11 protein-coding genes are annotated in these 12,313 nt (G+C 42.8%); 8 read left to right on the top strand and 3 right to left on the bottom strand.

The features are described 5' to 3' along the window. Window positions 1–573 precede the first annotated feature (573 nt). The 6 genes from ACTTJ8_RS10335 to ACTTJ8_RS10310 all read left to right on the top strand — a co-directional run bounded on the left by ACTTJ8_RS10335 (window position 574) and on the right by ACTTJ8_RS10310 (window position 6,636). Entirely contained in the window at window positions 574–1,335 is a 762-nt protein-coding gene (locus tag ACTTJ8_RS10335; protein WP_442721129.1) for a TrmH family RNA methyltransferase, read from the top strand. A 372-nt stretch (window positions 1,336–1,707) separates the two neighbouring features. Further along, window positions 1,708–2,481 (top strand): TatD family hydrolase, encoded by a 774-nt coding sequence (locus ACTTJ8_RS10330; RefSeq protein ID WP_442721128.1) that lies wholly within the window; start codon window positions 1,708–1,710, stop codon window positions 2,479–2,481. Between the two features lie 13 nt (window positions 2,482–2,494). Next, on the top strand, window positions 2,495–3,496 hold the full coding sequence (dusB, locus tag ACTTJ8_RS10325; protein WP_442721127.1) for a tRNA dihydrouridine synthase DusB: 1,002 nt from the start codon (window positions 2,495–2,497) through the stop codon (window positions 3,494–3,496). Window positions 3,497–3,524: 28 nt separating this feature from the next. Next, window positions 3,525–5,180, top strand: a complete 1,656-nt coding sequence (locus ACTTJ8_RS10320; protein ID WP_442719425.1) for a DUF5312 family protein — start codon at window positions 3,525–3,527, stop codon at window positions 5,178–5,180. Next, entirely contained in the window at window positions 5,180–5,872 is a 693-nt protein-coding gene (locus tag ACTTJ8_RS10315; protein WP_442721126.1) for a rhomboid family intramembrane serine protease, read from the top strand. The genes ACTTJ8_RS10320 and ACTTJ8_RS10315 overlap by 1 nt, the downstream gene beginning before the upstream one ends. Window positions 5,873–5,895: 23 nt before the next feature. Continuing rightward, complete coding sequence (locus ACTTJ8_RS10310) at window positions 5,896–6,636, top strand: hypothetical protein (RefSeq protein ID WP_442721125.1); 741 nt, start codon at window positions 5,896–5,898, stop codon at window positions 6,634–6,636. A gap of 51 nt (window positions 6,637–6,687) precedes the next feature. Here the strand turns inward: ACTTJ8_RS10310 and miaA are convergent, their stop codons facing one another. Together miaA and ACTTJ8_RS10300 are read right to left on the bottom strand one after the other, a co-directional pair. Beyond that, window positions 6,688–7,641: a tRNA (adenosine(37)-N6)-dimethylallyltransferase MiaA gene (miaA, locus tag ACTTJ8_RS10305; protein WP_442721124.1), complete on the bottom strand. Its 954-nt coding sequence runs from the start codon at window positions 7,639–7,641 to the stop codon at window positions 6,688–6,690. Between the two features lie 3 nt (window positions 7,642–7,644). Beyond that, the gene (locus tag ACTTJ8_RS10300) at window positions 7,645–7,851 is read right to left on the bottom strand and encodes a DNA-directed RNA polymerase subunit omega (RefSeq protein WP_442719421.1); all 207 of its coding nucleotides are present in this window, start codon (window positions 7,849–7,851) and stop codon (window positions 7,645–7,647) included. 338 nt (window positions 7,852–8,189) lie between these two features. On the opposite strand from ACTTJ8_RS10300, the gene ACTTJ8_RS10295 reads away from it, so the two are divergent. Further along, window positions 8,190–9,221, top strand: coding sequence for a TraB/GumN family protein (locus ACTTJ8_RS10295; protein ID WP_442721123.1), 1,032 nt, complete (start codon window positions 8,190–8,192; stop codon window positions 9,219–9,221). Window positions 9,222–9,580: 359 nt separating this feature from the next. Here the strand turns inward: ACTTJ8_RS10295 and ACTTJ8_RS10290 are convergent, their stop codons facing one another. After that, window positions 9,581–11,674: a methyl-accepting chemotaxis protein gene (locus ACTTJ8_RS10290; protein WP_442721122.1), complete on the bottom strand. Its 2,094-nt coding sequence runs from the start codon at window positions 11,672–11,674 to the stop codon at window positions 9,581–9,583. A 446-nt stretch (window positions 11,675–12,120) separates the two neighbouring features. Here ACTTJ8_RS10290 and ACTTJ8_RS10285 point away from each other — a divergent pair. Next, a partial coding sequence (locus tag ACTTJ8_RS10285) for a hypothetical protein (RefSeq protein ID WP_442721121.1) occupies window positions 12,121–12,313 on the top strand: 193 nt, incomplete at its 3' end.

The raw sequence follows: 12,313 nt of genomic DNA, 5'->3' as shown, positions 1-12,313 counted from the left end.
CTCTTTGGCTTTATCTTCTTTCCCTTCCCTTTATTCTCAAAGATCACTATGCTTTGCTGTGTTTTATTCGCAGCAAGCGTGAGAGAATGTACCACAAAACCGTTTATTTTGTCAAGCCCTTCTTTTCTTTTTTTTTCACAATCTTAAAAAAAAGAAGTAGTTTTTTATACCTCTTTATACACTATGCAATCATTGTGTACAATAACTCGGATAAGTTTCATGCTGCATATCAAGCAACTACTTATCAACAGCAAAAGTGCTACAAACTCCATTTCTTAGCCGCACCAGCATAACTAAATACGCTTGACGCAAAGGATCAGATACTAACACATTCACCCATTTTCTGTCAACACCAATTTTCTTTTTTTTTATTTTTACTCATCAATATTCAGTGAAGCTATCAGCAACCGCATAATACACTGGAATATCAATATTCTTCATTATTATTCTGCTGTTGCATATTCCTAATATCACGGTTTATTGTAAAATTTATAAAAATCATCATAAAATATGAATGAAAAGACAGCGGTTCCCCCTTATCTTTTTTTATTTTTCGCACTATAACTAATACCTATGAACGAAATATATCAAAAAGAGCTGGCAGTGTGCGGTTTTGAAGCAGTAAAAGCACTCGCTGCTCAGCATCCTGAAAAAATTTCACGGTTTTTCTTTGCGGGGAATAGGGCACGTATTTTTGGTGATCTTTGTAAGTATCTTGCACAACGCAAACGGCTTTACCGGTTAGTACAATCAGATAGTGAATTAGAAAAACTCTGCGGTTCTATTCATCATCAAGGGGTAGTGGCAATGATAGATATGCCGGGCATACAGGATATCCGGCTTCAGCATATCCAAAAATGGAGGAGCGAGGGTGCCAGAGTGCTCCTGTGTGACAGGATAGGAAATGCAAACAATCTTGGGGCAATTATCAGAAGTGCGGCATTTTTCGGTATAAAAGAAATCGTTATCAGCGGTGAAGATACTCAGGCACAGCTGACACCAAGCGCTTATCGGATAGCACAAGGGGGTATGGAATTTATTACCATATATAAAGCACCTTCTGCAGAGGCTTTTCTAAAAGAAGCAAGCGGATATTTGGTGAGAATCGGGGCAGATCATCGGGCATACCGCAGCATAGCAGCTATTCCCTCTATTGTTAGGAAGGATGAGGCAGCGGTTATAGTGCTAGGCAATGAAGAACACGGGATAACGCCTGCTGCAAAGAAACTATGTGATGTGTTGGTCAAAATACCCGGAAGCGGTGCGGTTGAAAGCTTAAATGTTGCGCAAGCGGGTACTTTATTCTGCTCGGCACTTGCAGAAGTCCGGCGTTAAACCTTCCGGCGGTAAAATTCTCTTGAGGGAACATTGACGGCATGAGCAGCCTATGTTATCCTTATTATAGTAAACCGGTTTGGAAACTTCCGTTTCAGAGACTTGGTTACCTTGAAATGCGGCGTTCTAAATCGCATGATTTGTGCGATTTAGAACGCATCAACCTGTTCGACAACTCAGTTATCGAACAGGTCTGGTTATTGGTTGTAAAACAAACCGGTATGTGCACTGATCGATTCAATTATGCGGATTAGTGTGGTGTTTTGGCTTTCTTCTCTTGTGTTTTCTGTATTCCTTTACTATACATTAGGACAGAAAATGCAAGAAGATGTTCTATCGGCGTACTCTGCCGTGTTTTATACTGGAGCTGCAATGCAAATTTTTGATACTCATGCTCACATAGGATTGCTCTATAATGACCCGTTGGCACAGCTTCGGGCTATACAAGAAGCTAAAAGAGCTTCCGTCATTAGAATACTCAGTATTTGCAATAGTTTGCATGATTTTTATACGGTTTACGAAACATTAAAATCTGATACATCGGTGTATCACGCTATCGGCGTTTCACCCTCCGAGGTTACAGCCCCCGGAAAAAATTGGACTGAACACATTGAGAAAGGTTTACAGTTACCGGGAGTTGTTGCTGTAGGAGAAACAGGGCTTGACTACTACAAAAAATACGGTGACCAACGGTCTCAGATTGAATTATTCATTTCTCAGCTTGATATTGCCTCAAAGGCGAAGAAGCCGGTGGTTATTCACAACCGGGATGCAGGCAAAGATATACTGAATATTCTTTCCGAACGCATTCCTGACGCAGGGGGCATACTGCATTGTTATTCTGAAGATGCAGCATTTGCCCGCCAAGCTCTAAAACTTCCGCTGTACTTTTCATTTGCAGGAAATTTAACATACCGGAATGCACGGAATTTACAAGAAACAGTACAAATGCTGCCGCTCGACCGGATTCTTGTTGAGTCTGAAAGTCCTTTTATGCCGCCTGCTGCATACCGAAAAGAACGTAATATGCCCGCAAACACGGTAGCAACGGTTTTATTTATGGCTCATCTTTTAAAGAAGGATAAAGAAGAGTTAGCGGAACAATTATGGAAGAACAGCTGCAGAGCTTTCCAGCTGCCTGAATAGGAACACTTTGTACATGGAAAACGCACCTGTATTATATCACCCGGTAACAATCGGAACTCTAGTATTGCCGGGAAATATTTTTCTCGCACCCGTCGCCGGATATTCCGATAAGAGTTTCCGCTCTATTTGTGTTGACTGGGGGGCTGATTTTACCTATACCGAAATGGTTTCATCCGAGGCTTATGTGCGGAGTTCGGCAAAAACGGAAACGCTTATTACCCGTGCACACAACGAAAAGCGCTATGCAGTCCAAATATTCGGAGCAAATCCCGAGTATATGGCAGAAACAGCGATCAGGATTCTCGAGAAATATGAGCCGCAATGTATTGATATAAATGCCGGATGTCCGATGCCCAAAATAACGAAAACCGGAGCAGGTTCTGCACTTATGCGGAATCCCGAAAAGCTCTACTCGGTGGTGCATGCTGTAACGGAAGCTATTGCCGCACGGGGAGCCGCTGTCCCGGTAACGGTAAAGATACGATCGGGCTGGTCGCACAACGAACTAACTTGGAAAGACTCTGCCCTTGCAGCAGTTGAGGCGGGGGCTAGTGCGATAACGCTCCATCCCCGCACATGCGCGCAATGTTATAGTGGAACATCAGATTGGGATATTCTCGCACAGCTTGCGGCTCTTATGGAGGGACGAATACCGGTATTCGGATCGGGAGACCTGTTTACCCCCGAATCAGCGCGGAATATGCTGATGAGCACAGGGTGTGCGGGTGTTATGTTTGCACGCGGAGCAATGGGGAATCCGTTTATATTCCGGCAAACAAAAGAACTCTTGCGTACCGGAAGCTACAAAGAAATCTCTGCAGCTGATAAAATAAAAACCGCACGAAAAGAGCTGGAGCAGCTTTGTAAGGAAGTAGGAGAAGAAAAAGCATGCCGCGACATGCGGAAAAGGTTTGCCGCATATACAAAGGGCATCGATGGGGGAGCAAAACTTCGCGAGCAGCTGGTTAGGGCATCTTCTGTAAAAGATTATGAAATTATTCTGCAGGCGGTATAGTACGGCTGCATAAAACTTGAGGGTTATAATGTTCAATTTTGTCAACACGATTATTACGTCACTACAAGATTTTTTTGAGGGGTTGTTTTTTTCTTCTTCACCGGAATATCAAAAGAAAAAACAGCTGAAGGTATACGCGATGGAAATCAAGAAGCTGAATCCTCGGCTCTACCGTACCGATAAAATTTTACTGCCGGCATTTGCATCGTTACTCTATCAACTCTATCATTTTCTGCAGCCTATCAAAGCGATCCTCGATAAAACGGTTAATTCCGCTGATCTGCGCATCTGTGAAAAATACCAAGATATATTTTTTGAAGCAGTATTCTCCGAAGAACAGAAGGAACAGCGAAAAACATTTAGCTTTCAGATGCGGAACCAGATGCTGTCTAAATGCAAAAACTATCAAGAAATGGAGCAACAAATCCAAGAACAGATACATAATTTTAAAAGCTTTATCAAAATTGCACAAACGCCGGCATTCAAAACACGTGAGGAGGATTTAATCCGCCTTTTCTACCTTTCCGACTTGTGTAACTTCGATTATGCGGCGTTTTTAAATCGCTTTAATAAAAATCTACAGCTAACGGCAGCAACACCGCCTTCGATTTCGCAAGATAGTTTTGAAGAAGTCTATGCAGGGGATGTCACGAAAAATCTGTTAGACCTACAGTTTATCATTCAGCATGTTATCATTACGCCGGCCATAATTAATGATGTGATCTTTCTTGCACGCAATTCAGGAAATACTACCGATGACGCCGCTCAAAAACTGGAAAAAACATTGCAGGAAATAGAAAACATACTATCAAAACAGCTGAAACGCACCTCTATCCCTATTATGCTAAAACTGATAAAAGATGATCCGAATTTTGAAGAAAAACTAACGGTAGCAGAAGCTAAGCCTCTACGGGAATACATTGACAGGATTAGCGATGGGTTCCAAGCGGATTCCAAACGGCTTCTAAAAGTTATGAAGGAAACAAACATTGCCGGATTGATCGAAAAGTGTTTTGGAGAGGCACCCTTAAAACCGCTTGAAGGATATAACGACACGATCAATGATGCCATTCAAAATCTTTCTACCATTTCTTTTGATTGGGTTAAGCCGCTGGAGCTTTTAAAAGCTTTTACCGAACGGTATTTTGAGACGTACTATAAAACATTTTTACAATCGCTGCTCATTGAAGGTTTTTTTGCAAATAAGCAAGTTGAAGGGCAATATGCCGCAATATACCGATCGTGTGAAATACTGCTGAACAAAATCAAGGCATTCGAACAACTCTTTAAGCCAAAAGGACAGTGCAATATCCAAGAAATCCAAGGGTATATTGCAGAAATTGAAAAAGGGAAAGACTTAAAAAAGCAGCTGCAAAAAATTGTGGAAATAGCGAATATGCAGGCAAAAGCTATTGTACAGATGGGCAGCAAGGCATATTTAGACCTTTATACCTTTACGGAACACCTCTTAGAGGACATAAAAGCCCCAACACCCGAACTCATTACGAATATTAAAAGTATTTCGGTCAGTTCAAAAAACAAGGATTCATTTGCACGCTTAGAAACAGACATACAAGTATTTAAGATTTTTCTTGAAATAATGAAAAACTATGCCGTATTCGGTTCTATTGATAAAGAAAAATCAAACAAAGAAGCGGCAGCACCGGAAAAGCAGAATGGATAATGTTTTTACCGCTGTATTCGGCAGCGGTCGTGTTGAATACTGAGGCTTTTGCCGATATTTATACTATGAATTTGATCCGTACGCCGTTCCGCTATACCTATCGGAATGTAATTGTGTTGATTGCAGCAGCATGTCTCCTTATATTGCTGCTGACCATGGTGAGTCCCGCCATGTACCGGCTCTTAGCGCTGACACCTTTATTGACTATTCGTGCCCGTATGTATTGGCAGGTTTTTACTTATCAATTTGTACACGGGAGTTTTTGGCATTTATTTTCCAATATGCTTGGGCTTTTGATATTCGGCACCGCAGTAGAGAAAAAAATAGGCTCGCGGGAGTTTTTACTGTTTTATCTGCTAACTGCAACCCTCTGCGGTATTGCAGCCTGCACGGGATATAGTTTTTTCGGACTATGGCAGGTTGGACTAGTCGGAGCCTCCGGAGCGGTATTTGCAGTAATGTATCTTTTTGCAGTACTTTTTCCGCGTTCAACGATTTTTGTGTTCGGTCTTATTCCAGTCCCGGCTCCCCTACTTATCATTATCTATGGGTGTATGGAGGTATATGATATGCTGTTTACTTATGACTCTGTAGCTCATTCAGTTCATTTGTCAGGCTTATTCTTTGCCTGGCTGTACATTAGAATACGGTTTGGCATAAAACCGCTCAAAATATGGCTCTTCATCCGCTAAATGGCAGATGAAGAGCCGATAGTGTGAGTGAGCAGCATATCAGCATGAAAAAAACAATGAGAAGCATTGCAAAACGAACAGTTATTTTATGGTATTGTCTCATGTTGAGTTTTCTGCCCTGTATATATGCGGACAGCTATTCCGGTGCAGAACCGGACGAGGCGGAGATTCTGAGGATTCCTGTATGGGTATTTTTAGAAGCACAGCCGGGGGTGATGGATAACGATGTACAGGGAACCGTATTGCCGCCGCGAACTGCTATAATCGAACTTTCTAAAACACTCATGGAAGGAATGATCTATGGATGGAAATTCACCTATACGCCGGTTGACAAGCAGCGGCAGGTTGCAGAAGCATTTGAGCTAACCCCACTCCACACTATTGCACATAATGACAAACGCCTTAGCCTTACAGACGTAAGGATTGAGTATCCTTCTGTATATTGCTGGGCTGAATACCGCATTCCTGAAGCCTTACGCAAACGGCGGGAAGAATGGACCCGAATACCAGTGGCAACAGCAAAGGGACGGGGCAGCGCAAGCCGAAAACAAGAGATCGATGGAATACGGGATGCCTATCACAAAGCGGCGCTCAATGCACTCCACAGCTATTTACGTAAAAACCTAAAAAACAAGCCGAAAGAGGTTAGCGGAGAAATGCTGATCCGGAATAATCCCCGTCTGTATACCGCAGGCGGAAAGTTTCATGCGGAACTGAACGTATATCTTCGTATCAATGAAGTTATTCCGTACGAAATATTTTAGAGCAACAGAAATCACTAAAAAGCTCAAGATTTTAAGCGATTCCTTACTTCTTTACCGAAAAAACTCCTGCAATATCTGTACAACACGCTGTTCGTGTGCAGGATCAGTCATGTCGATGCGGTGAACATTCGGAAAAGCTTGAAAAAAAGTTTGCTGCCGCTTGGCATATCGCTTACTATTCCGTTTAATCAAGGCGTTCACCGCATCGAACGGGGCAGCCGCCGGCACATCGGGGGAAAGCTCAAAGAACTCGCGGTACCCGATAGCCTTCATTGCCGGGTATGCAGCAGTACAGCCTTGAGCCACAAGTTGCTGTACTTCCTGCTGTAATCCTTCGGCAAACATCTGATCAACCCGGTCTTCGATGCGCCGGTACAGTTCACCGCGGGGACGGTCTAAAAAAATGGGGCAGAAACGGAAACCCTCGCGGTAACGGTACGGCAGCTCGAACGAGCTGAGCGGTCGTCCCGATGCGTAATACACTTCATGCGCACGGAGGATACGGTATTCGTCATGAACATGGATTTTTGCTGCCGATACCGGATCAAAGGAAGCAAGTTCAGCGTACATTGCTGCTGCCCCTTTTTGCCGCAGCTTTTCCTGCAGTTGTGCGCGTATAAGCGGGTCTGCTTGAGGCGTAACCGGCATACCGTACATAAAATGCTTAATATAAAAAGCCGTCCCGCCAAGGATAACCGGCAGCTTACCGCGAGCAGAAATGTCCTTGCATAGTTCATCAGCATGACGCACAAAATCGGCAACGGAAAATTCTTGTCGTGGGTCACATATCCCGATGAGGTGATGGGGCAATGCTGCACACAATTCCTGAGACGGCTGGGCAGATCCGATAGGCATACCACGATATACCTGCACAGAATCCGCAGAAATAACCTCAGCTTTTACCGCTTGAGCATGAGAAGTAAAAAGATGTGCAGCAAGTGCGGTTTTTCCGCAGGCTGTAGCCCCAAAAATAACCGCTGTAGAAATACTATGAGAAGAGGTCAAAGATTAGGAATAATCCGGATGATATTCAATTTTATAATCGATATCGCCGGTAAATACCTGCGATGCAGCAGTGCAAACAACCTTATCGTTATTTTCTTCCAGTATGGGATCTTGAATAGTTACCAATTGAAAAGCACGCCGTGTTGCAGCACAGGTGATTTCGTAAATATTGCCTTTAAACTCAATCAATTCTTTTAAGGGGAAAATCATGTTGTACATTATAACAATTTTCTCTCAGCGCTGCAACTAGTCACTTTCAATCCAGATACAAATCAAAAATACCATCTTTACTACAGTATTTTATTTACCGATCGACTTGCAATTTTTAGAGATTTCGTTCTATTATACTATAAGGCATTTCTAAAAACTCAGATATAGTTTTTAGGGGGGCTCTATAATATAACGCAATTATTTGTCCGGAACGTTTAATACCTCGATACTCTGCGCCGATGGGATTGTTCCACAAGTAGTTGTTTTATATTTTTATGCTATCATCCTAAATATGCATAGATTCAATGTTGTTTAAAATATATGGAGTAAATACGGTTATGAAAGTTTTTATGTTGGAAAATAAGTTCTATCATTCGCTGCGATCCGGTATTTGTTTTGCAATGCCGATTAAGCGTATACTGCACACGGTAATTCCGCTGTTCGTTTTAAGCGCCATACTCATCAGCTGTGCAACTCAGCAGCATGCACGCCAAACTGAACCGCACAAACAGCCGGAGTCAAAACCGATATTGATCGAACATCCCGAACGCTTTTTTTGGGAGATTAAAGGCAGCTCAGGTTCGGTGTATATACTGGGTACAATTCATATTGCGGACCAGTCGTTTTATCCGCTTGAAAAGAAAGTTTTGCGGGCATTTGACCGCGCAGACCAAGTAGTAAGCGAACTTGGCGGACAGCCGGAGATAGAAGCGTTTCTGGAAAAATTGCAGGAGTTTCTTGTAACGCAGACCCACAATGATCCTCATAAAAATCTCTTGAATATCCTGTCGGAAACCGAACTCGCCTTTTTATATGAACTAATAGGAGATGATAGTGTCCATCGGCTTGCCTTATGTAATCCTTGGCTTCTCAATACTGTGTTGACACAGTTTCTGTTTTATAAAATAGGGTTTGATGTGCAAAGCGGCATTGATATGCATCTTATAGCACGTGCAAAGGATAAAACAATACTACCGCTTGATACGGCTGATGAGCAGCTTGCAGTATTATCATACGGCACCTTTGAAGATCAGCTGGCAATACTCAAAGACACAATACATTCACTGCAAAACATCAATGAAAGTTCAGAAAAATTGTATAAACTTCGTGAACTCTACTTGACTAATAACCGAAAAGAACTTACCGCTTTGCTTACGGATATGTTGATGGAAGTTCCTGCATCTTTTTCAGAAAAACAGATACAGCAGTATACAGATGCTTTATTGACAAATAGGAACCGTATATGGGCGCAAAAATGTGCTGAATATGTGCAAGCAGGCGGAACAACCTTTATATTTGCCGGAGTTGCGCACTTTCTAGGAGACTCAAGTGTGTTTTCAATTATGCGACAGCAGGGGACATTAGAGTAACGGAAAGCGAGATACACATACCAGAAAAATAACCGGGACACTCTACAAACATCAAGACCTATCGGCTTGCTTTGTAAGGAACTGATTTATCATATCCGCTAAAGCAGATTGCAAGTCAGTTTTTTAGAAGAAACCAAGTATCTGTAATGATTTTAAATCCTGAAAATGCTTATTGTACACCGGTTCGTAACAACGGTGTACAATAAGCATACCTCGGCGCAGCATGTGAGCATTAAGCCTCCGCACAAGTCAACACTCTTGATGCAGTTTGTGAGTATTACTCAATGTTTTGCACACCGGCATAGATACCGGTGTTTTTCAGCAGAAACGATGTTTTGAGTTTCCCGCTCTGTTTATGCCTATACCTTGAATTTCCCAACCTCTTCCGCCAAGCTCTCAATACTCTGCTTATTCTTCTGCGTCAACGCATTTACTTCCTGCACCGCATTGTTAATCTGCACAACTCCCGATGCCATCTCATTCATGCTTTCGGTGATAATACGTGTGAGATTGTCCAGCTTTTGCATCTCCTCTGCGACTCCCTGTCCGCCTTTCAGCATCTCTTCAGAGCCTGCCTGTACCTCCGTTGTAACGCTGTTGATACTCTTAATTGCAATCAACACTTCTTTGCTGCCGTTTTCCTGCTCCTGCATTGCTTCAGTAAGCCGGGAGCTCATTACTTTGACATCTTCAGCAAGCGTGAAAATCGCATTAAACTTTTCTTCTACCGTTTTAGCAGCGCTGGAAAGTGTTTCTATTTCTCCGCTCAGCGTTTTTAAGGTAGCAGTGATGGTTTTGCCTTGCACAGAAGATTCTTCGGCAAGTTTTCGGATCTCATCGGCAACAACAGCAAAGCCCTTTCCTGCTTCTCCCGCATGCGCTGCTTCGATTGCTGCATTCATTGCTAACAAGTTAGTTTGCGATGCAATATGCTGAATAACATTCGACGCTTCCAAGAGGGAACCGGATTCTTCGGCTATCTTCTGTGTTACGGTGTTGGATATCTCCAATGTTGCTTTGCCGTCACCGGTTGCCGATGTAAGATTTCTGATTACGTCATCGGTTTTCCCCAGTGTTTGTCCGATAGAAGCGATATTCGCAACCATCTCCTCTACCGAAGACGAAGATTGAGCGACACTTGCTGCCTGTGTTTCAATATGGTTATTCAGCTGTTTAATCGTTCGGACAATTTCTTCGATAGTTGCTGCCGTTTCAGTAACGCTGGCAGCTTGAGTCATTGCCTGCTGTTTAACCCCGTCGATATTCGCACTAATCTCATTTACCGCACTCGCTGTTTCGGTCATATTGGATGCAAGTTCCGTACCGATTTCTTCCATCGCATCACTATTTACCCCGACCTGCCGGATAGACGTGCCAATTTTTTCGATTGTTTCATTAAAGTATTCAGCCATATCGGTAATCTCGTCGTTACCCGTAACAGGCAGACGGACAGTTAAGTCTCCTTCACCTTGTGCGATATTCTGCAGGGCGGAAACTACTTTTTGAATCGGTTTTACCGTTGCACGAGCAACAAGATATACAATGATAAGCGCAATCACTAAAATTGCCAGACCGATGCCAATCATCGAGAAGCGCAAGGTATTGACAGTTCCCATAAATTCATCGCTGGGGGCATTTATAATGACTGTCCAATCCGTTGTCTTCATTGTAGCGTAAGACGCAATTTTATTTATTCCTCCATAGTCGTAAAAATCAACGGAAGGGTCATCAATTTCAACAGCCATTTTTTCAAATTCAGCAAGCGTACGCAATGACGCATCCGTTTTTGCTTTCTCACCATTATTCCACATTTGCTCGACAACGCCCGTCTCTTTATGCGCAATAACAGTTCCTGCCGTATCAAGTATATAACAATAGCCCGTCTTTCCTACAGTAATATCATCTATTCGATCGGTAAGCCACAGCCCCGGAATAAGAGCAACTAAAGACGCAATGTGAGTGTTATTGTCATCCATAACCGGAACAATGACTGCCATAACCAATTTATGCAGGATAGGCGACATGAACGGTTCTGCAAAGTACCGCTGCCCGCCGTTAGAGGCTTTATACCATGCAAGATGAGAAATATTCGTCGATTTACCATCACTGGTATAGAGTATTCCGTTTCTATCGGCAATATTTAACTGGAGAATTTGATCATCAAAAGCCGCTTCTTTATCTAACAATCGGCTTTTTTCCGTGTAGGATATTTCTGCATTGCGGAACGCAGGTATACGGGAAATTCCTTCAAGAAACTGCCAAAACGCAGTTACCCGTCCATCAATAACCTCTGCCGTATCTTGTACTTTATCGACAAGATGTGTTTCAACTTTTTCAGTTACAGCTTTGTGTGCAATTCTAACAGCAAGAAAACCCTGAACAGTTGATGCAAGGGCAACCAATAAACCGAAAATAATAACAAGCTTTTTCCTTAAAGAAAAACGTTTTTTCATCGTGTACTCCTTTATAGGGGGCTTTTTTTCTTTTTTTTCGATAAAAAGAAAAAAAGCCCCCTACGACCATCGCCCAAGAATTGACGTCCCTGTCAATTCTTGGGCTGCAAGTTTGCAGGGCAAACTTGTTTCTGCGTGGAACCAGCGGCATCCGTGCCGCTTCTGAAATGGACATCCTGTCTGTTATGACCAAAGGGGGTGCCCTTTGGAAACCCCTATTACCGAGCTCTAATGCAACAGTCGTCAAAATTGCTATTTTGTTCGGCTGCTAAATTTAAAGAACGGCGTCCTGTCTGTTACGACCAAAGGGCACGCCCTTTGGAAACCCAAAAACAAAAACTATCGTAAGTGGATAGCAATGCTACCCGAAGGAGAGAGGTATTATGAAGAATTGATCTCTTTTAAAAGGAATGCAAGGCTGTAAGCAAACTTGTTATGGTTTAACAATGCAAGACGCGGATGCGCCGTATATTGCGAAAAAAAACCTTTGGGAAATAGACGGTACAGATACCCTGTCAGCAAATGTACCTCCGTGTACATTTGCTGACGGCGAGTTTTTGCTAAGCAAAAACTCGCTTCTGTGTATAACCACGGACATCCGTGTCCGTTCTGAAATGTCTTTTGGAAATAGACGATGCA

This window comes from Treponema sp. (assembly GCF_052169735.1).
Lineage (GTDB): Bacteria > Spirochaetota > Spirochaetia > Treponematales > Treponemataceae > Treponema.
This window is presented reverse-complemented; position numbering and strand designations above follow the sequence as displayed.

Excerpts from the sequence above, each read along its gene's own strand:
- ACTTJ8_RS10335 (WP_442721129.1), top strand. The coding sequence starts at position 574 with ATGAACGAAATATATCAAAAAGAGCTGGCAGTGTGCGGTTTTGAAGCA.
- ACTTJ8_RS10330 (WP_442721128.1), top strand. The coding sequence starts at position 1,708 with ATGCAAATTTTTGATACTCATGCTCACATAGGATTGCTCTATAATGAC.
- dusB (WP_442721127.1), top strand. The coding sequence starts at position 2,495 with ATGGAAAACGCACCTGTATTATATCACCCGGTAACAATCGGAACTCTA.
- ACTTJ8_RS10320 (WP_442719425.1), top strand. The coding sequence starts at position 3,525 with ATGTTCAATTTTGTCAACACGATTATTACGTCACTACAAGATTTTTTT.
- ACTTJ8_RS10315 (WP_442721126.1), top strand. The coding sequence starts at position 5,180 with ATGTTTTTACCGCTGTATTCGGCAGCGGTCGTGTTGAATACTGAGGCT.
- ACTTJ8_RS10300 (WP_442719421.1), bottom strand. The coding sequence starts at position 7,851 with ATGATTTTCCCCTTAAAAGAATTGATTGAGTTTAAAGGCAATATTTAC.
- ACTTJ8_RS10295 (WP_442721123.1), top strand. The coding sequence starts at position 8,190 with ATGAAAGTTTTTATGTTGGAAAATAAGTTCTATCATTCGCTGCGATCC.
- ACTTJ8_RS10290 (WP_442721122.1), bottom strand. The coding sequence starts at position 11,674 with ATGAAAAAACGTTTTTCTTTAAGGAAAAAGCTTGTTATTATTTTCGGT.